General features: G+C 70.3%; 23 protein-coding genes. 15 read left to right on the plus strand and 8 right to left on the minus strand.

Going from position 1 to position 18,990, the window contains the following annotated elements:
• Positions 1-141 precede the first annotated feature (141 nt).
• From ACIPEK_RS07465 to ACIPEK_RS07490, 6 genes are all read right to left on the minus strand, one after another.
• Complete coding sequence (locus ACIPEK_RS07465) at positions 142-1,569, minus strand: sensor histidine kinase (RefSeq protein WP_401991904.1); 1,428 nt, start codon at positions 1,567-1,569, stop codon at positions 142-144.
• Positions 1,566-2,294 carry a response regulator transcription factor gene (locus tag ACIPEK_RS07470; protein WP_401991907.1) on the minus strand — a complete coding sequence of 243 codons (729 nt, stop codon included), beginning with the start codon at positions 2,292-2,294 and terminating at the stop codon, positions 1,566-1,568. Before ACIPEK_RS07470 ends, ACIPEK_RS07465 begins: the two co-directional genes overlap by 4 nt.
• A 42-nt stretch (positions 2,295-2,336) precedes the next feature.
• Positions 2,337-2,513, minus strand: a complete 177-nt coding sequence (locus ACIPEK_RS07475) for a hypothetical protein (protein ID WP_401991910.1) — start codon at positions 2,511-2,513, stop codon at positions 2,337-2,339.
• A 10-nt stretch (positions 2,514-2,523) separates the two neighbouring features.
• Positions 2,524-3,654: a S1C family serine protease gene (locus ACIPEK_RS07480; protein WP_401991913.1), complete on the minus strand. Its 1,131-nt coding sequence runs from the start codon at positions 3,652-3,654 to the stop codon at positions 2,524-2,526.
• A 411-nt stretch (positions 3,655-4,065) separates the two neighbouring features.
• The gene (locus ACIPEK_RS07485) at positions 4,066-5,109 is read right to left on the minus strand and encodes a LacI family DNA-binding transcriptional regulator (RefSeq protein ID WP_401991916.1); all 1,044 of its coding nucleotides are present in this window, start codon (positions 5,107-5,109) and stop codon (positions 4,066-4,068) included.
• Between the two features lie 24 nt (positions 5,110-5,133).
• Positions 5,134-5,937, minus strand: a complete 804-nt coding sequence (locus ACIPEK_RS07490) for a winged-helix domain-containing protein (protein ID WP_401991919.1) — start codon at positions 5,935-5,937, stop codon at positions 5,134-5,136.
• A 314-nt stretch (positions 5,938-6,251) separates the two neighbouring features.
• On the opposite strand from ACIPEK_RS07490, the gene ACIPEK_RS07495 reads away from it, so the two are divergent.
• The 8 genes from ACIPEK_RS07495 to ACIPEK_RS07530 all read left to right on the plus strand — a co-directional run bounded on the left by ACIPEK_RS07495 (position 6,252) and on the right by ACIPEK_RS07530 (position 12,046).
• Positions 6,252-7,148 (plus strand): alpha/beta hydrolase, encoded by an 897-nt coding sequence (locus ACIPEK_RS07495; protein WP_401991922.1) that lies wholly within the window; start codon positions 6,252-6,254, stop codon positions 7,146-7,148.
• A 41-nt stretch (positions 7,149-7,189) separates the two neighbouring features.
• Complete coding sequence (locus ACIPEK_RS07500; RefSeq protein ID WP_093899708.1) at positions 7,190-7,444, plus strand: MoaD/ThiS family protein; 255 nt, start codon at positions 7,190-7,192, stop codon at positions 7,442-7,444.
• A gap of 10 nt (positions 7,445-7,454) precedes the next feature.
• The gene (locus tag ACIPEK_RS07505) at positions 7,455-8,879 is read left to right on the plus strand and encodes a hypothetical protein (RefSeq protein WP_401991925.1); all 1,425 of its coding nucleotides are present in this window, start codon (positions 7,455-7,457) and stop codon (positions 8,877-8,879) included.
• A 131-nt stretch (positions 8,880-9,010) separates the two neighbouring features.
• Positions 9,011-9,700 (plus strand): DUF2993 domain-containing protein, encoded by a 690-nt coding sequence (locus ACIPEK_RS07510; RefSeq protein ID WP_401991927.1) that lies wholly within the window; start codon positions 9,011-9,013, stop codon positions 9,698-9,700.
• A 446-nt stretch (positions 9,701-10,146) separates the two neighbouring features.
• On the plus strand, positions 10,147-10,254 hold the full coding sequence (locus ACIPEK_RS07515) for a putative leader peptide (protein ID WP_350983699.1): 108 nt from the start codon (positions 10,147-10,149) through the stop codon (positions 10,252-10,254).
• A 158-nt stretch (positions 10,255-10,412) separates the two neighbouring features.
• On the plus strand, positions 10,413-11,258 hold the full coding sequence (locus ACIPEK_RS07520; RefSeq protein WP_401991930.1) for a sulfurtransferase: 846 nt from the start codon (positions 10,413-10,415) through the stop codon (positions 11,256-11,258).
• Between the two features lie 51 nt (positions 11,259-11,309).
• A complete protein-coding gene (locus tag ACIPEK_RS07525) occupies positions 11,310-11,597 on the plus strand; it encodes a DUF1416 domain-containing protein (protein WP_018490348.1) in 288 nt (95 codons plus the stop codon).
• 191 nt (positions 11,598-11,788) lie between these two features.
• A complete protein-coding gene (locus ACIPEK_RS07530; protein ID WP_401991933.1) occupies positions 11,789-12,046 on the plus strand; it encodes a DUF3099 domain-containing protein in 258 nt (85 codons plus the stop codon).
• Positions 12,047-12,065: 19 nt separating this feature from the next.
• Here the strand turns inward: ACIPEK_RS07530 and ACIPEK_RS07535 are convergent, their stop codons facing one another.
• Complete coding sequence (locus ACIPEK_RS07535) at positions 12,066-12,428, minus strand: DsrE family protein (RefSeq protein ID WP_093540233.1); 363 nt, start codon at positions 12,426-12,428, stop codon at positions 12,066-12,068.
• A 106-nt stretch (positions 12,429-12,534) separates the two neighbouring features.
• Here ACIPEK_RS07535 and ACIPEK_RS07540 point away from each other — a divergent pair, with 106 nt between their 5' ends.
• From ACIPEK_RS07540 to ACIPEK_RS07565, 6 genes are all read left to right on the plus strand, one after another.
• Positions 12,535-13,488: a hypothetical protein gene (locus tag ACIPEK_RS07540; RefSeq protein ID WP_401991936.1), complete on the plus strand. Its 954-nt coding sequence runs from the start codon at positions 12,535-12,537 to the stop codon at positions 13,486-13,488.
• Positions 13,485-14,321, plus strand: coding sequence for a hypothetical protein (locus ACIPEK_RS07545; RefSeq protein ID WP_401991939.1), 837 nt, complete (start codon positions 13,485-13,487; stop codon positions 14,319-14,321). Before ACIPEK_RS07540 ends, ACIPEK_RS07545 begins: the two co-directional genes overlap by 4 nt.
• The gene (locus ACIPEK_RS07550) at positions 14,318-15,208 is read left to right on the plus strand and encodes a hypothetical protein (RefSeq protein ID WP_385649173.1); all 891 of its coding nucleotides are present in this window, start codon (positions 14,318-14,320) and stop codon (positions 15,206-15,208) included. The genes ACIPEK_RS07545 and ACIPEK_RS07550 overlap by 4 nt, the downstream gene beginning before the upstream one ends.
• 332 nt (positions 15,209-15,540) lie before the next feature.
• Complete coding sequence (locus ACIPEK_RS07555; RefSeq protein ID WP_114245760.1) at positions 15,541-16,113, plus strand: FABP family protein; 573 nt, start codon at positions 15,541-15,543, stop codon at positions 16,111-16,113.
• Positions 16,114-16,184: 71 nt separating this feature from the next.
• The gene (locus ACIPEK_RS07560) at positions 16,185-16,655 is read left to right on the plus strand and encodes a Fur family transcriptional regulator (RefSeq protein ID WP_401991943.1); all 471 of its coding nucleotides are present in this window, start codon (positions 16,185-16,187) and stop codon (positions 16,653-16,655) included.
• A 54-nt stretch (positions 16,656-16,709) separates the two neighbouring features.
• Positions 16,710-17,675, plus strand: a complete 966-nt coding sequence (locus tag ACIPEK_RS07565) for a YgfZ/GcvT domain-containing protein (protein ID WP_401991946.1) — start codon at positions 16,710-16,712, stop codon at positions 17,673-17,675.
• 89 nt (positions 17,676-17,764) lie between these two features.
• On the opposite strand, the gene dtd is transcribed toward ACIPEK_RS07565, so the two are convergent.
• The gene (dtd, locus tag ACIPEK_RS07570) at positions 17,765-18,214 is read right to left on the minus strand and encodes a D-aminoacyl-tRNA deacylase (protein ID WP_383072618.1); all 450 of its coding nucleotides are present in this window, start codon (positions 18,212-18,214) and stop codon (positions 17,765-17,767) included.
• 117 nt (positions 18,215-18,331) lie between these two features.
• Here dtd and ACIPEK_RS07575 point away from each other — a divergent pair, with 117 nt between their 5' ends.
• A complete protein-coding gene (locus ACIPEK_RS07575; RefSeq protein WP_401991949.1) occupies positions 18,332-18,952 on the plus strand; it encodes an ABC transporter substrate-binding protein in 621 nt (206 codons plus the stop codon).
• The last annotated feature ends 38 nt before the right edge of the window (positions 18,953-18,990 follow it).

Genomic DNA, 18,990 nt, shown 5'->3' on the forward strand with positions numbered 1-18,990 from the left:
ATGTGTTCTCCGTCCTGCGCAGGCAGGCAGGCAGGAGGCTACCGACGAGAACCCCGTGACCTGCATGGACTGCTTGATCGGCCGGCGACTGGGGGAGCGCCGCAATGCGCAGCGGAGTTCCGCCGACGACTCCGAGCCCGGTCAGAGCCCCGGCGGCGGCTGCGGGGCCCCCGGCAGCCTGATCGACGCCTCGGTGCCGTCTCCCTCCGCCGCCGGGCGCAGGGTCACTTCGCCGCCGGACTGCTGGACCGTGCGGGCGACGATCGACAGGCCCAGCCCCGAACCGGGGAGCTGGCGGGCGGACGGGGAGCGCCAGAAGCGTTCGAAGACGTGGGGGAGTTCCTCGGCGGGGATGCCGGGGCCGTGGTCCCGTACGGTCAGTTCGCCGTTGCGCAGCGCCACCTCGATCGTGCCGTGGGGCGGGCTGAACTTGACCGCGTTGTCCAGGACGTTGACCACCGCCCGCTCCAGCGCCGCCGGCTCGGCCCGTACGTACCAAGGCGTCAGGTCCGCCCTGACCGTCAGCTCGGGGCCGCGCAGGCGGGCGCGTTCCAGGGCCGTGTCCGCGATGTCGTGCAGAGCGACGACCTGGAGCGGGCCGGGGTCCGCCGCGTCGGGGCGGGCCAGTTCCTGGAGGTCGCCGATGAGCGAGGCCAGCTCGGTCATCTGCGCCTTGACCGATTTCATCAGGGCCTTGCGGTCGTCCGGCGGGATGGCCCGGCCGGTGTCGTCACTGCGGGCGAGGAGTTCGATGTTGGTACGGAGGGACGTCAGCGGTGTCCGCAGTTCGTGGCCGGCGTCCGCGATCAGCTGGGCCTGGCGGTCGCGGGAGCTGGCGAGGGAGGCGGTCATCGAGTTGAAGGAGCGGGACAGCCGGGCGATCTCGTCCTCGCCCTCGACCGGGATGCGGACGGTGAGGTCCTCGGTGCGGGCGACGTGCTCGACCGTCTCGGTGAGCTCGTCGACGGGGCGCAGACCGGTGCGGGCGACCCAGAGACCGGCCGCGCCGGCGCCGATCACGCCGATGCCGGAGACGACCAGGAGGACCCAGGCGAGGGTGGAGAGCGGGTCGTCGACGTCGCTCATCGGGCGGGCGATGGAGACGGCGAAGCTTCCCTGCAGCAGGCCCGGAACCTGGCTGCGGGGCTCGTACGCGTAGGTGTAGACGCGCATCCCCTTGCCGTTCTCGGCCCTGGCCGAGTGCAGGGAGTTGTCGCGCAGGTGGGCGGCCACGGCGATGTCGGCGGCGGTCACTCCGATCGGTGACGTCTTGGCGGCGGTGCACGTGCTCCCGGACACGGTGACGAGCTGCACGGTGTACGTTCCCTGGAGCTGCGGTGCGGTCGCTCGATCGGGGCGCGTACAGGCGACGAGCAGGGTCTGCACATACTCGTCGCTGACCTGGACGTTGCGCAACGAGTCGTCCATCTGCTGCTCCAGCTGGGCCCGCGTCACGAACCAGCAGGCCGCCGCGACCGCCGCCACCGCGACCGCCACCGCTGTCGCCACCAGCAGCGCGAGCCGGGTCCGCAGCGGCAGGGCGCGGAGCCGGTGCAGGGTCTCGGTCATCCGTCACCGCCGCCGGAGCGGAGCGCGTAACCGACCCCTCGCACCGTGTGCACGAGCCGCGGTTCGCCCCCCGCCTCCGTCTTGCGGCGCAGGTACATCACGTACACGTCCAGGGAGTTGGAGCTCGGTTCGAAGTCGAAGCCCCACACCGCCTTGAGGATCTGCTCGCGGGTCAGCACCTGCCGCGGGTGCGCCAGGAACATCTCCAGCAGGGTGAACTCGGTACGGGTCAGCTCGACCCGGCGCGTGCCCCGGGTGACCTCGCGGGTGGCGAGGTTCATCCGCAGATCGGCGAAGTCCAGCACGTCGTCGTCCGGGACGCCGCCCGCCGCGGCCGCGTACGAGCTGCGGCGCAGCAGGGCCCGGATGCGGGCGAAGAGCTCGTCCAGTTCGAACGGCTTCACCAGGTAGTCGTCGGCGCCCGCGTCGAGACCGGTGACCCGGTCGCCGACGGTGTCGCGGGCGGTGAGCATCAGGATGGGTGTGGTGGTGCCTGCGGAGCGAAGCCTGCGGGCCGCCGTCAGTCCGTCCATCCGCGGCATCTGGATGTCGAGGACGATGAGGTCGGGGGCGTACGACTCGGCCCGGGCGAGGGCGTCGAGACCGTCGACGGCGACCTCGGTCCCGTACCCCTCGAACGCGAGACTGCGCTCCAGGGCCTCACGTACGGCGGGCTCGTCGTCGACGATCAGGATGCGCTGCGGATCGTCTTCGGCGGGGCTCATCGCTCGTTGTCCTCTTCTCGTTCCGTGCCTACCGGGCTGCTCTCAGCCTCGCACGGCCGCCGCGCGTCGTCGCGCGGCCCGGCGCTTACGGCCTGCGGCGGTACGGACCTCCGGGGCGCGGGGCGGCTCGGAGGTACCGCGGGCGGCCAGTTCCGTGACGAGCGCGAGGGGCAGGGCCAGGTCGGCCGGGCCGGTGGGGGGCTGCGTGGGGTGGTGCATGACTGTCTCCTCAGGAGCTGTTGCCGGCCCGCAGGGTGTCGAGGTCGGCCTTGAGCGTGTTCACCGGGATCGCGAAGCCGAGGCCCACGCTGCCCGCGCCGGCGCTGCTGGATCCGCCGGACGAACTCGCCGAGTACATCGCGGAGTTGATGCCGATGATCTCGCCGTTCATATTGATGAGCGCGCCACCGGAGTTGCCGGGGTTGAGCGAGGCGTCGGTCTGGATGGCCTTGTACGTGGTGGTGGAGTTGCCGGTGTCGCCGTTGAACTGCCGGCCGCCGAACTCGAACGGCCACTGCTCGCCGCCGCGCTGCCCGCCCTGTGCCTGGTCCTGGCCGCCGGTGTTCTCCTTGGCGACCGTGACATCGCGGTCGAGGGCGGAGACGATACCGCTGGTGACGGTGCCGGTGAGGCCCTCCGGCGAGCCGATCGCGACGACCTGGTCGCCGACCGCGACCGCCGAGGAGTCGCCCAGCGTGGCCGTCTTCAGCCCGCTCGCACCTTGGAGCTTGATGAGTGCGAGGTCCTTGTCGGGGTCGGTGCCGACGACCTTCGCGTTGTACGTCTTGCCGGTGCTGAGCGTCACCTTGATCGACGAGGCGCCGGAGATGACGTGGTTGTTGGTGACGACCTCGCCGTCGGACGTGATGACCACTCCGGAGCCGGTGGACTCGCCCGCGGTCGAGGTCGCGTTGATCTCGACGATCATCGGCGAGACGGCCTGGGCGACACCGGCGACGGTGCCCTTGCTGCTCTGCGAGACGGTGGTGCCGGGGACGACGCCGCTGCCCGTGCTGTTCGTGTCGTTGCCGGTGAGCCGGCCGATGACGGTGGCGGTGCCGCCGCCGACGACCCCTGCCGCGATCGCCACGGCCACCAGGAGGGCGACCGGCCGCCGGGCCCGGCGCCGGGACGGGGCAGGCTCGGGCGCGGGCTGCGGGAGGCCGGAGCCGTAACCGCCGTCCCCGCCTCCGCCGTGCCCGTCGGCGTCGCCGCCCCAGCCGGGCCACACGGTGGTTCCGGGGCCCGTCGCGATCGGCTGCGCGGGCTGGTGGGACGGCGGCGGCGGGTAGGACGCGTCGCCGTTGCCGTACGAGGGGTACATCGGGTACTCGCCGCTCGGGCGCTGGCTCTCTGTCATGTCAAAGAGCGTGTCCGGCGAAGATGAGAGAAGCCTGAGCACGCGCTGAGAAGCCCTGCAGAACCTCGTATGCCCCATATAAGACCGACCGGCACATGGGGGGTGGGAGTAGGAGCGGGGCCGGGTGCGTGCAGCTACAAGGCGGAGGAGGGAAGCAACGCGAAAGGGGTCCCCCCATGCCTTTCGGGCCCTTTCGGGCTATGGGGGAGTTGTTGACCGACGACAACGCCGGAGGGGGTCCCCCTGGCCCTTAAGGCCTTGGGGGAGTGCGTGCCCAGCCCCGCGACGCCGCCCCCCATGTGCCGGTCGGTGCCGGTCGGTGCCGGTCGGTCCAAGGGAGTACGGCCCGCCGGTAAGTACAGGGGTACGGCCCGGCAGGGACAAGAGGTACGCAGGTACGGCCCGCCGGGCCTATCGCGCCCCGACCGTGAGCTCCCCGCAGCCGCACGACCGCCGCACCACCAGCGCAGACGGGAACTGCTTCAGCCGCTCCCGCCGCGACCCCGACACCCGCAACGCGTCGTCGAGCACCAGGTCCACGGCCGCCCGTGCCATCGCCGGGCGGTCCGAGAAGACCGTGGTCAGCGGCGGATCCGTCAGACCGGCTTCCTTCACGTCGTCGAAACCCGCCACGGCGAGATCCCCGGGCACATCGATCCGCAGCTCGCGCGCGGCCCGCAGCACACCGATGGCCTGGTCGTCCGTCGAGCAGAAGATGGCCGGCGGCCTGTCCGGACCCGCGAGCAGCTTCAGCGCCACCTGATAGGCGTCGTAACGGTTGTACGGGGCCTGGAAGAGCCGGCCCTCCGTCGAGCGCCCCGACTCGTGCATCGCACGGCGCCAGCCCTCGACGTGGTCGGCGACCGGGTCGCCGACCACCGGGGTCGACTCCATGCCGCCGAGGCACGCCACGTACTCGTTGCCGTGTTCCAGCAGGTGCCGGGTGGCGAGCTGGGCGCCGCCGATGTCGTCCGTGACGACCGCGACGTCATCGATCGCCTCGGGCCGCTCGTGCAGCAGCACGACCCGCGCGTCCCATGCCTCGATCTCGGCCGCCGCCCGCTCGCTGGGGCCCTGGCTGACCAGGATCAGCCCGGAGACCCGCATGCCGAGAAAGGCCCGCAGGTAGTGGACCTCGCGCTCGTCGCGGTAGTCGGAGTTGCCGACGAGCACCATTTTTCCGCGCTCGGCGGCAGCCTGTTCGACCGCGTGCGCCATCTCCGCGAAGAACGGCTGCCGGGCGTCCGGCACGATCATCCCTATGAGGTCGGTCCGCCGCGAGGCCATGGCCTGGGCAACTCGGTCGGGCCGGTAGCCCAGCTCCTTGATCGCGGCGAGCACCCGCTCGCGCGTGGCCGGGGCGACCGGCCTGGGTCCGTTGTTGATGACATAGCTGACGACCGCGGTCGACGTACCCGCCAGTCTCGCCACATCGTCCCGCGTCACCTTGGCCACGCGCGGCAGTCTACGCGGATGGACCTACCGGCTGGCAGGCCGGACCGGGGCTTCTTCGACGACCTCGGCCACGCGCGACTGCTCCGGACGGATTACGGGTTCGGCGGCCGCCTTCGCCGCGGCCTGCGCCTTGGCCTCCTCGGCGGCACGCTCCACCTTCTCCGGTGCGACGAAGCGGTAGCCGACGTTGCGGACCGTACCGATCAGCGACTCGTGTTCGGGGCCGAACTTGGCGCGCAGTCGCCGCACATGGACGTCGACCGTCCGGGTACCGCCGAAGTAGTCGTAGCCCCAGACCTCCTGGAGCAGCTGGGCGCGGGTGAAGACCCGGCCCGGGTGCTGTGCCAGATATTTGAGCAGTTCGAATTCCTTGAAGGTCAGGTCCAGGACCCGGCCCTTGAGCTTCGCGCTGTACGTCGCCTCGTCGACCGACAGATCGCCGTTGCGGATCTCCATCGGGGAGTCGTCGGCGCTGATCTGCTGCCGGCCGGTGGCCAGCCGCAGCCGGGCCTCGACCTCGGCCGGTCCCGCCGTGTCCAGCAGTACGTCGTCGATGCCCCAGTCGGCGGTGACGGCCGCGAGACCACCCTCCGTCACGACGAGGATCAGCGGACAGCCCGGTCCGGTGGACCGCAGCAGCTGGCACAGCGACCGCACCTGCGGCAGATCGCGGCGGCCGTCGATCAGGATGACGTCGGCACCGGGGGTGTCGACGAGAGCGGGGCCTTCGGCCGGCGCCACCCGCACGCTGTGCAGCAGGAGACCGAGGGCCGGAAGTACCTCCGTCGACGGTTGAAGGGCATTCGTCAGGAGCAGCAGTGAACTCATCGCCGCCCACCTGCCTGGGTCGTCGGTCGGTGATCGTGCACGGTTCGCTCGCCCATTACGTCGGTCCTCCTCGTTCCCTGCGAGAGGGGCACTCCCGGGCTCGGGCCCGGGGGAGTATGCAGCACTTCTTCGTACGTTTCGTGCCGGCTTTCGTACTGTCTGCCGTACGACATTCGTCATACGGGTTTTACGGGTGCGGTCCCGCGCCCCGGGGCCGCTGAGCTTGTGGAAACGTCGCCGTAACAACGCTTGGAAAGCACAAAAGGACCCGGGGGCTGCTTTGCCCGGATCCTCTTCCCAGCAGAATAGCCCACATGAGTTCAGTGTCCGAGGGGCGATTTCCGAGTTCTTCTGTTCCCTTGATCACGCCGGGTCCACTGCGCACCACATTGCGGACCGATGACGGGGTCCGTATCGAGGCGGTGTACGAGCCGTGTACGGCAGACGCCGGGGCTGCTGCGGAAACATCCTTCGACAGTACTGCGATCGTGGTCGCGCACGGTTTCACCGGATCGGTGGACCGGCCCGCGGTGCGGCGTGCCGCCGGGGTGTTCGCCCAGCGTGCGGCCGTGATCACGTTCTCCTTCCGGGGGCACGGTGGGTCCGGCGGGCGGTCGACGGTGGGCGACCGCGAGGTGCTGGATCTCGCGGCTGCGGTGGAGTGGGCGCGGGCGCTCGGACACCGGCGGATCGTGACCGTCGGGTTTTCGATGGGCGGTTCCGTGGTGCTGCGGCACGGGGCGCTGTATACGGGACGATCAACGGCCGGCGCGGAAGCCGGTGGCGTTGCGGAGCGCGAGGGGCGCATTGAGGCGCGCAACGGGGCGCACGCGGATGCGGTGGTCGCCGTGAGCGCCCCTGCCCGCTGGTACTACCGGGGCACGGCTCCGATGCGCCGCCTGCACTGGGTGGTCACCCGACCCGTCGGCCGGCTGGTCGGCCGCTACGGGTTCCGCACCCGGATCGACCGGAACGACTGGAATCCGGTGCCGCTCCCGCCGGTCGAGGCGGCCGGGCTGATCGCCCCGGCCCCGCTGCTGATCGTGCACGGCGACCAGGACCCGTACTTCCCGCTGGACCACCCCCGGATGCTGGCGGCCGCGGCGGGCGACGGCGCCGAGCTGTGGCTGGAGTGCGGCATGGGCCATGCCGAGAACGCCGCCGACGAGAGCTTGCTCACCCGCATCGGCGACTGGGCGGTGGCGCGGTGATTCATGATGGACAGCTGATGCGAGACGAGAGGAACTCCGCCATGCCTGCGGGAACGATCCGCTACTGGGCCGCCGCCAAGGCCGCCGCCGGGACCGCGGAGGAGCCGTACACGGCCGCGACCCTCGCCGAGGCGCTCGACGCGGTGCGTGAGCGGCACCCCGGTGAGCTCACCCGAGTGCTCCAAAGGTGCTCGTTCCTCATCGACGGTGCCCCCGTGGGGACCCGCAGTCATGAGACCGTACGCCTTGCCGAGGGCGGCACGGTCGAGGTGCTCCCGCCGTTCGCAGGAGGGTGAACCGCAGAACATGAGCAGCAACGATCAGCAGCATCCGTACGGACAGGACCCGGGCTACGGGTACGACCCGCTGAACGGCCAGGAGCCGCAGCCTGCGCAGCCGTACCGGGAGCAGTCCTACGGCGACCAGCCCTACGGCGTGCAGTCGTACGGAAATCAGTCGTACGCGGATCAGTCCTACGGTCAGCAGTCGTACGGGGGCGAGTCCTACGGCGCGCAGTCGTACGGTCAGCAGGCCCCCTACGGAGCCCCGCAACAGGCGCACGGCCCGTACGACCCTAACCAGGCACCCCGGGCGAACCCCGGGCCCGCGTGGCCGGCCGGGCACATGCAGGAGCCCGGCGCGCCTGATGGGCACGGCCCGCAGGATCCCGGTGTCGCCCAGACCTGGGAGGGCCAGACCTGGGACACCCAGTACCAGCCGGCCATCCGGCCCACCCAGCCCGTACAGCACTCCCAGCCGGTGCAGCAGCCCGTTCCGGCCGCCGCCGAGACCGGATATCCGCAGCCGCCGCTGGGTGCCTCCGGCTCCTACCCGCTGCCTCCCGAGGTCCCGGTCGCACCCGTCGCGGCCGAGCCGGTCCGGGCGGCCGCACCCGCCGGCGCGGCTCCGGCCGCCACCGCATCCGCGCAGGATGCCGCCGGTTACAGCGCGCCCACCACCCTGGGCAACAGCCGCATCACCGATGCCCAGCGCGCCCGCGCCGAGGGCCGTTCGCCGATCATCGCGCCGGGCATGCAGCCGGCCGGCATCACAGCGGGACTCGGGCTGCTGCTCGCCCTCGGCGCCGCGATCGGGCCGTACGCCCTGGTCGTACCCCTGGTGCTGCTCCAGGCCGTGACCGCGGCCGGCTGGTTCCGGCTCAACGGCATGTGGCCGGCCCGGCAGGGCATCGCGCTCGCGTTCGCCGGTGGCTTCGTAGCCGACATCGCACTGCTCGCCGCGGGCCGCGAGAACGGACCGGCCGCCATCCTCGGCACCCTCGGCGTCTGGGTGCTGCTCACCGTGGTACTCCAGCTGCGCAGTCACGCGAGCGCCGACGAGCGGATGCAAGGGCTGATGGCCACCGTCGCGTCGGCCGCCCTCTCCGTCCTGGCCGCAGGACATCTCGCGGCGGTCCCGGACGCGGTGACGGTGGGCGCGGTGGCCGTCGCGGTCGCCGTGCTCGTCCGCGCGCTGCCGCTGCCCGGACCTGCCTCGGTCGTGGTGGCGCTGCTCGCTGCCGCGGGCGCCGGTGCGGTGGCGGGGACGTTCACCGACTTCGGTACGAAGGGTGCGCTGCTCGGCCTCGCGGCGGGCGGTTGCGCACTGATCGGGCTGCGGGTGGCGAGCTACGACTACCCGTCACGGTTCGTCCACATGACGGCCGGTGTGGCACTGCCGCTCACCGCCGCGGCCCCCGCCGTCTATCTGATCGGCCGCGCGATCTCGTAGCGCGGAACGGCATCGCCCCGGGAACCGAAGGGGGGCGATCACTCGTCGATCACCCCGGGCGCGCCGTGCATCCATAGTGGATGTGCGGGCGCCAGGGGTCCGGCCGGATTCAGGGTGGGGGAAGAGCGGGCATGCGTGCACTGCGAATACTGCTGGTGGCAGTGGTGGTTCTGGGCGGGATCTTCGTCGCCGTCGACCGGGCGGCGGTGTACTTCGCCGAGTCGGAGGTCGAGGGGCGGGTCCAGGTCACCGGCGCCACGATCGGCTCGACGGACGTCTCCATCAAGGGATTCCCGTTCCTGACGCAGGTCGCCGGAGACCAGCTCGACGAGGTCGACGTCAAGATCACCGGCATCGAGACCGACGCCAACGGCCGCAGGATCCGGATCAGCCGGATGAACGCCGCGCTGCACGAGGTGAAGCTCGCCGACGGCTACTCCAGTGCCACCGCTGCCCGGGCCACCGGCACCGCCGTCATCTCGTACGAGGACCTGACCAAGGCCGCCAGCGACGGCGTCGTCGTCGAGTACGGCGGCAACGGCAAGGTGAAGGTGACCGGCACGGTCGACATCCTCGGCAACCCGCTCTCGCGCAGTGTGCTCTCCACCGTCACCCTGGTCGACGGCCACACGCTCAAGGTGCACGCGGACAAGGTGCCGGGCGAGGGCATCCCGGGGCTGGAGGGTCTGGTGCGGGAGAAGACCGACTTCGAGCGGGAGGTCGGCGGTCTGCCCAGCGGTCTCAAGCTGGAGAAGATCCAGCCGACCGCCGACGGCCTGGAGATCTCGGTGACGGGCACGGACGTACGGCTCGCGGGATAAGACCGACCGGCACATGGGGGGCGGCGTCGCGGGGCTGGGCACGCACTCCCCCAAGGCCTTAAGGGCCAGGGGGGACCCCCTCCGGCGTTGTCGTCGGTCAACAACTCCCCCATAGCCCGAAAGGGCCCGAAAGGCATGAGGGGACCCCTTTCGCGTTGCTTCCCTCCTCCGCCTTGCAGCTGCACGCACCCAGCCCCGCTCCTACTCCCACCCCCCCCATGTGCCGGTCGGTCCAAGACCGACCGGCACATGGGGGCATCGACGACCCTGCGCGCCACATATTGAGACGGCTGCGTCCGATCCGTAGATGACTGACGGGCGTCGACGGCGAAGGACCGACGCGGGAGAAGCCGTAACGCCATGCGTGTCTCGCATCGCGGGCGATCGTGTCTCACGATACGACACGGCGGTGACATGCCCGCCCGCACCTCCCTACGATCGGTCCCATGCAGTGCTCTATTGGCGGTCTCCCACAGCGGGGACGGGCGGATCTCACGAAGCGGCGGGCAGTGGACCTGTGCCGCGTCGCCGCCATGCTCTGTCGCACTGTCTGAGCGGGAGCCTTCGGCACCCCGCATTCCCCGGCCCTTCGACCGATGTCAGGGCCCATCCCGATCGCCTGTGCACGTGCGCCGCACCCTGTGCCGCCGTACATCCGCATCACGCACCGTCTCGCACCATCTCGCCGCAGACTGCCCCGGAGGAGAACAGAATGAGCCGCAGTGACGTCCTGGTAGACGCCGACTGGGTCGAGGCCCACATCGACGACCCGAAGATCGCTCTCGTCGAGGTCGACGAGGACACCTCGGCGTACGAGAAGAACCACATCAAGAACGCGATCCGGATCGACTGGACCAAGGACCTCCAGGACCCGGTCCGCCGCGACTTCATCGACCAGGCCGGTTTCGAGAAGCTGCTGTCCGAGAAGGGCATCGGCAACGACACCACTGTCGTCCTGTACGGCGGCAACAACAACTGGTTCGCGTCCTACGCGTTCTGGTACTTCAAGCTCTACGGACACCAGGACGTCCGCCTGCTCGACGGCGGCCGCAAGAAGTGGGAGCTCGACTCCCGCGACCTGGTCGACGGCGACCAGATCCCGTCGCGCCCGGCCACCGCGTACAAGGCCCAGCCGCAGGACGAGTCGATCCGTGCCTACCGCGACGAAGTCGTGAAGGCGATCGGCAGCCAGAACCTGGTCGACGTGCGGTCGCCCGACGAGTTCAGCGGCAAGCTGCTCGCCCCGGCGCACCTCCCGCAGGAGCAGTCCCAGCGCCCCGGCCACGTGCCGACCGCCCGCAACATCCCGTGGTCGAAGAACGCCAACGACGACGGCACCTTCAAGTCGGACGACGCGCTCAAGGCCCTCTACGAGGACGAGCAGGTCGACCTGGCGAAGGACACCATCGCGTACTGCCGTATCGGCGAGCGCTCCGCGCTCACCTGGTTCGTGCTGCACGAGCTGCTCGGCCAGGAGAACGTCAAGAACTACGACGGTTCGTGGACCGAGTACGGCTCCCTCGTGGGTGTGCCGATCGAGCTCGGCGCCAACAAGTAACTCCGCACGACCCGGACCAGCACGACCCCCGACCCAGAAGGACAGAACACCATGTGTGGAGCAAAGGCCGGCGGCCCCGACGCTTCGACCATCAAGCCCGGTGAGACCACCATCCAGGGCAGCGTGACCCGCGACGGCGAACCCGTCACCGGTTACGTGCGCCTGCTGGACTCGACCGGAGAGTTCACCGCGGAGGTCCCGACCTCGGCGACCGGACAGTTCCGCTTCTACGCGGCCGAGGGCACGTGGACGCTGCGCGCCCTCGTCCCGGGCGGCAGCGCCGACCGCACGGTCGTGGCGCAGACGGGTGGCCTCTCCGAGGTCGCGATCGCCGTCTAGTTCCGAACGCGGCCTCGTGCCGCTTCGCGGGCTTCGAGCCGCTGCGCCGGACTGCGTCCGTCGAACCGGCCCGGAGCTCCCGCGACGCCTTACCGGCCGAAGGGCCGTACCCCGGGGGTTGGACGCCTTCTGTAGCGGGGTGCGGCCCTTCGCGCCGTTCGTGTGGGTGGGAGCGGGCCTACGCTTGAGTTATGTACGCCCGGCGCCGTCGCGGCTATTTCCTCATGATGGGCGGCTGCATCGTCCTCTTCGTATCGGCCTGGTCCTTTGTCAGACTGTGGTCGATGCCCGCCGCGGTAGCGATGTGCGTCGTCGCCATGGTGATCCCGCCCGTCGCGGCCATGGTCGCCAACCGCCGGGGTCCGGAGGACCGCTGGTGGGACGATCCGTCGGGCGACCCGCAGTCCGACGAGTGGTGGGACGAGCTCGACGGCAAGAAGCGGCGGTAGCGGGTACGGCGCGGGTGCGTCAGTAGACGAGGGCCTGGACGCCGTCGGCCATGATCTCGCTGACGAAGACCTGGGCGCCCGCGATCCGTACGCCCTCCAGGACGTCCTGCTCGGTGATGTCGCGACGGGCCGCGCACTGCGTGCACAGGGTGATCTGCCCGCCCGCCTGGATCGACTCGATCAGATCCGGCAGCGGCGCGGCATGCGGCAGTTCGAACTCCGCGGCGCGCCCCGGCAGAGCGAACCATGAGGATTCACCGGTCAGCCAGAGCGAGACCTCCACGCCGCTGGCGACGGCGACCGCGGCCACCGTGAACGCCTGCGAGCAGCGCTCGGCGGAGTCGGCACCGGCAGTCACCTTGATCACGAGCTTCTTCGGCATATGCCGAACTGTAATCGTCGGGTGGGCAACCTCATCTCCTCGGTGGCAGTCAGGTGTGTGCGCGGATAACGGAATTCGTGCCTCAGGTCTCGTGGGGGGACCCCTTTTGGAACCGAAAGACACCATTCCTGACGAGCAGGCCGGGCCGCTCGCGGCGAAGGAGATACCGGCCGGTGCCTTGGAGCCATCGCCGGCGGGAGAGACACCGGAGCCGGAGCCGGAGCCGGTGCTTGAGGCCGGACCCGAGCCCGAGCCTCAGCCCCAGCCCGTTCCCGAGTCGGCGCCCGTGGCCGAGCCCGGGGCCGCACCGGTCGCCGCGCCCGTCGTGAAGCGCCCGCGTGGGCGCACGACCCTGCTGATCGCCGCTGCCGCAGTGCTCGGTATCGCCGGCGGCACCGCCGTGGGCTACGACGTGCAGGCCGGACGCGCTCCGACCGCGCTGCCCGCCCTGTCGCAGCCCGATCTGGTGTACCCGGCGAAGGCGCTGCCCGCGGACAAGGCCCCCGACCCGCTGCCCGCGTCCCAGGACCATCAGGTCAGGACGGACGGCGACCTGCGCAAGCTGCTCGCCGACAGGCCCGCGGGCTGGAGCGAGGACAAGGCGGCGCCGGGCCTCCGCGACGGCTGGCTGGGCGTGGACGAGTACGCCCGCACCTTCAGGGACAAGGGCGACCAGTACGAGTACTTCCTGGAGTCCGACATGCGCCGGATCGCGGGTGCCGCCTGGAAGCGCGGGCAGTACCGCACCGCCGAGACCCATCTCGTGCAGTTCCGCTCGGGCGTCGTGCAGGAGGCCCAGGTCTTGGCCGAGGGCCAGCGTTCGTACATGCCCGGCACCGAGTTCGGTGCGGGCAACGACGGCGATCCGCTCAAGGGAAGCGGCAACGGCCGCTACTACCTCTACGAGGTCGAGCGGAAGCCGGGCTATCTGCCGTCCTATCGGGCCAGGGCCATCGTGTACCGCGGCGACATCATGGCCGACATCAACATCTACGACACCGTACCGATCAGCAAGAAGGACATCCGGACGCTGGCCGAGCGACAGCTGGAGCGCCTGTGAACGACGTGACCACGCAGGTGATGACGCCCGACGGGAGCGCCGACGCTCCCGGGCCCGCGGCCCCGCTTCCCCCGGCCGCCCCCGGCCGGGCACGCCGGGTGATCCGCACAGCGCTCCCCGTCGTGCTGGTGATCGCCGCGGTCGGAGGTGCGGCCGCGTACACCAGCAGCACGGTGGACAGCGCGGACCACAGCGTCAGGACCGTCCTCTGGCAGGAGCCCGAGCGCAAGCCGGGCAAGGACCCGGCCGGTGACGTGGCCCGGGGCAGGGCCTCCACCGAGCTCAGCAAGTTGCTGCTGCCGGTCCCGATCGGCTACCGGCTCGGCCCCGACATCGGAGAGATGGGCAACGACGGTGAGCAGAGCGGCAGCAAGGCGGCAGCCGCGGTGAAGGAGAGCGCCCACGGTCTCGCGGGCAAGGAACGCCGGGACTACGAGAAGCGGATCGACGAGCTCCGTATCGAGGGCATGGCCGTCCGTTCCTATGTACCGGACGGCAACGACCTGCTGGTGGAAACACAGATCATGCGGATGAAGGACAAGAAGGCGGTCCGGAACCTCTACAACGTCAGGTCGGACCTCTTCGAGACCATCGGCATCTTCCGCCAGGGGCCGAAGATCCAGGGACACACGAGGAACGCCAAGTGCTTCCTCCTGCGCAAGGACAGTGAAGGCGGCGAGGACTCCATCGTGTCCATGGAGTGCATGGCGTACGACGGTGAGCTGAGCATCAGTGTCTCGGCATCCGGCACCGTGCCCTTCGACCGGGCGGCCGTCGCCGAATTGCTGAAGGACCAGCTCAACCACATCGCGTCTCCGGGGGAGTACGTATGACCGAGCAGACGACGGAAACGCCCGCCGCGCCCGCCGGGACCGAGCCCGCCGCGCCCTCCGAGGCCACCCCCGTACCGCAGGCGCCCGAGCCTCCGTCGGCCCCGCCGCCGGTGCCCAAGCAGCCCAGGCGCGTCCTGCGGGCCGTCGCCCGGTGGACTGTCGCGGCCCTGGTTCTCGGCGGCCTCGGCGCCGGTACGGCCTTCGGCATCACCTCGATGGAGCGCACCGACGTGCCCGGTCTGGCGACCGAGAGCGACGGCCGCTGGGACTACCCCGAGCTCAGCCTGCCCGCGCTCCCGGCCGGCTCGCCCCGCCCGTACAGCGACGGCAATGTCGCCGAGATCCACCACGCCGACCTGCGGCGTCTGCTGCTGCCCGCCCCGGCCGGAGCAACCGTGGACAAGAAGCTCGATGGCGGCTGGGTGAGCACGGAGCAGTACCTCTCCGAGTATGTGAAGGGCAAGCGCTCCGACATCACACACATACTGAAGGACTCTGCTCCGCGGCACGTCGCCGCCCGCGGCTGGACGATGCCCGACGGCACGTCGTCCCGGATCTATCTCGTGCAGTTCAATTCGACGGCCTTCGCGCAGTACTTCAGGGACGCGATCGTCCAGGACACCCCCTCCGGGGTGCCGCTCGTCGGGACGTCCGAGACGTCCGGGATGGTCCTCGACGAAGGCTGGAACGGCGCGGGCAAGGTGGAGCGCACCGCGTCGTACGCGTACGACGAGGCGAAGCCGTACGGCGAGGCGCAAGTCCGCCAGGGTTACCTGGTCGCCGGCGACACGCTCGCCCTCGTCGTCCAGTCCCGCAAGGGCAAGGAGGGCACTCGGAGTGTTCCGTTCCACCAGACGCTGATCCTGCAGAACCAGCTGCTGGGCTGACCTGCCCCTCGGCGATCCCGGGCAAACCCCGAACCGACGGGACGGGCCCCAACCCATTAGGCTGGGGCCCGGCCCCGAATTGCTGCCATACCGCTCGTTCCAAGGAGCTCCCGTGCTTGAGGCATTCTTCTCCGCCCTGCTGGTCCTGGTCTGCATCGGCGTTCTCGCCTTCGCCGGCGTGACCGTGAAGAAGCTGTACCAGGGTCAGCGCTGACCCTCGCTGCCCTCGCCTCCGTCCGCGCCGGCACCCCCCGTCACGAACGTGACATTCGTGCCCGATGTGTCACGTCCGCAGTCACCCGCCCCCACCTCACAGATCGTCTGAGCCGCTCATGATCGAGATCCCGTCCGACCTCCACCCGGACCTCGTCCCGCTGGCCTTCCTCCTCGGCAACTGGGCGGGCGCCGGTGTCTCCGACTTCCCCGGCGCCGAGCAGTGCAACTTCGGCCAGGAAGTCTCCTTCAGCCACGACGGCCGGGACTTCCTGGAGTACGTCTCGCACACCTGGGTGCTCGACTCCGAGGGCAAGAAGGTCAAGCCGCTGGAGTCCGAGTCCGGCTACTGGCGCATCGACAAGGACCGCAAGGTCGAGGTCGTCATGGTCCGCGACCAGGGCGTCATCGAGATCTGGTACGGCGAGCTGGCCGACAAGAAGCCGCAGATCGACCTGGTCACCGACGCGGTGGCCCGGACCGCGGCCTCCGGCCCGTACAGCGGTGGCAAGCGTCTCTACGGCTATGTGAAGAGCGACCTGATGTGGGTCGGCGAGAAGGCCACCCCCGAGGTGGAGCTGCGCCCGTACATGTCGGCGCATCTGAAGAAGACCGTCACCCCGGAAGAGGTCGAGGCGATGGCGAAGAGCCTCGGCGACCTGCCGGACGACGGCATCGCCTTCTTCAAGTAGTCCGGCCCGTTCACGGGTTTCCCCTCGCGCAAAGCTGCGGACAGGTGCTCACCCGGTCCTACACTGGGCCTGTGGTGAGCACCGACTGGAAGACCGATCTCCGGCAGCGCGGCTATCGTCTGACGCCGCAGCGGCAGCTTGTTCTGGAAGCCGTCGACACGCTGGAACACGCGACGCCCGACGACATCCTCTCCGAGGTGCGCAGGACCGCGTCCGGCGTGAACATCTCCACCGTCTACCGGACGCTCGAGCTCCTGGAGGAGCTGGAGCTGGTCAGCCACGCCCATCTGGGCCACGGGGCACCGACGTACCACCTGGCCGACCGCCACCACCACATCCATCTGGTCTGCCGCGACTGTACGAACGTCATCGAGGCCGATGTCGACGTCGTCGCCGAGTTCACCGCGAAGCTGCAGGGCACCTTCGGTTTCGAGACGGACATGAAGCACTTCGCGATCTTCGGCCGCTGCGCCGACTGCACGGCGAAGGCGGCGTCCGAGGGTGCGGCCCGGACGGCCGACGCGGCCGGTACCAAGCCTTAAGGCTTAGGACCGGCAGCTGGAGGGCGGCCGTAAATCGCGTCGTACGCTGGTCGCATGAAGAGCCCCCTGCTGTCCCTGCCAGGCGCCGTCCCCGCCGAAGGCCGCGACGAAGGCGTCGCCGCGCACTACGGTGACCTGTTCCGCGAGCAGCGCGCCCTCGCCGACGGCTCCGGCCTCGTCGACCTCTCGCACCGCGCCGTCGTCACCGTCACCGGCAGCGACCGGCTGACCTGGCTGCATCTCCTGCTCACCCAGCATGTCAGCGAACTCGCCCCGGGACAGGCCACCGAGGCCCTGATCCTCACCGCGAACGGGCACATCGAGCACGCCCTCTATCTCGTCGACGACGGCGAGACCGTGTGGATGCATGCCGAACCGGGCACGCAGGGCGACCTCGTCGCCTATCTGGAATCCATGAAGTTCTTCTACCGGGTCGAAGTCGCCGACCGCACCGAGGACTTCGCCCTGGTGTACCTGCCGGCCGGCTCCATCGCGGAGGTCCCGGACAGCGTGACGGTACGGGAGACGGCGTACGGCCGGGATCTGTTCCTGCCCCGCGCCGACCTGGAGACGTACGCGGCCGGGCACGGCCCCGTGGCCGGCATCCTGGCGTACGAGGCGCTGCGCGTCGAGGCGCACCGTCCGCGCCTCGGCTTCGAGACCGACCACCGCACCATCCCGCACGAGCTGGGCTGGATCGGCACCGCCGTCCACCTCCAGAAGGGCTGCTACCGCGGTCAGGAGACCGTGGCCCGGGTGCAGAATCTGGGCAAGCCGCCGCGGCGCCTGGTCTTCCTGCACCTCGACGGCAGCGAGGTCGTCCTGCCCGGGCACGGCACACCGGTACGGCTCGCCGCGGACGGTGCCGAAGGCCGTCAGCTGGGCTTCATCACCACGTCCGCCCGCCACCACGAGCTGGGACCGATCGCACTGGCCCTGGTCAAGCGGAACGTCGCGGTGGACGCGGAGCTGCTCGCGGGGGACACGGCCGCAGCCCAGGAGACGGTGGTGGAACCGTAGCTGTGCGTAGATTCTCTACGCGCGACCGTCTGCACCGACTGCTCGACCTGGCTCAGACCTGACTCGGACCCGACCCGCTCAGACCCGGCTCAGACCTCGATGACGACGGTGAACGGGCCGTGGTTCGTGAGTGAGACCCGCATGTCCGCCCCGAACCGGCCCGTCTCCACCTGCGCCCCCAGCGCCCGCAGCTGTGCCACCACCTCGTCGACCAGCGGTTCGGCGATCTCGCCGGGCGCCGCGGCGTTCCAGGTGGGCCTGCGCCCCTTCCGGGCGTCCCCGTAGAGAGTGAACTGCGAAATCACCAGAAGTGGTGCATTCACATCGGAGCAGGACTTCTCGCCCTCCAGAATGCGGACCGACCAGAGCTTGCGGGCGAGCTGCGCCGCCTTCTCCGCGGTGTCCCCGTGGGTGACTCCCACCAGCACACACAGCCCCTCGCCGACGATTTCGCCGACCACCTCGGGCCCGCCCGAAGCGCCCGCGCCGTCGGACACCGTGACGCTCGCACCGTCCACCCTCTGTACCACTGCACGCATACAGACCAACCTATCTTGGGCTGAACGGGTACAGAGCATCCACACAGGCCCCACGGGAGTGGCACCATGCTCGGAAGGCGGTGCGCCGACGCACCGGTCGAGGGGATGGACAACAGCATGAGTACCTATGGAACCGGGCAGTCCCCCGGTGCCGTGCCGGGCACGCGCACCGGCACCAGTACCAGTACCAGCACCAGCACCATGCGCCCACCCGTGCAGCGAACCGGTCACGGTCTGGTGGACGGCCCGTCCGCGGGACCGCAGTCCGAGCTGGACGGCCTGCGGCTGCCGGAGCTGCGCACCCTGCGCCGCGAATCGCAGCGCGACGAGGCCGACCTCAGCTATGTGCGGCGGCTGGTCCAGGGGCGGATCGACATCCTGCGGGCCGAGCTGGCCCGAAGGCTGGATCCGGAGACACCCGTGGTGGACCGGCTCTCGGAGATCCTCGCCGACACCCCGTCCCGGCACCGCTCCTCCGCCAGGCATGTCACGCTCACCACACCGCGCAGCGACGAGTACCGCCGGCTGGCGGCCGAGACGCTCGCCGAGGTCGAACTCTCCGACCTCGACGCCCGTACGGACGAAGAGCTGCACGCCGCGATGGGGCGCCTGGTCCGCTACGAACAGCAGGTCTCCCGACGCCGTCACCAGCTGCAACGGACCGCTGACGATTGCAGTGCGGAGATCGCCCGCAGGTACCGTGATGGTGAAGCACAAGTAGACGACCTGCTCGCCTGAAGCGACCCTTCCGAGGGCTGGTCCGCCCGTCCCCGGAA

It is taken from the genome of Streptomyces sp. NPDC088246 (assembly GCF_044741025.1).
Classification (GTDB): domain Bacteria; phylum Actinomycetota; class Actinomycetes; order Streptomycetales; family Streptomycetaceae; genus Streptomyces.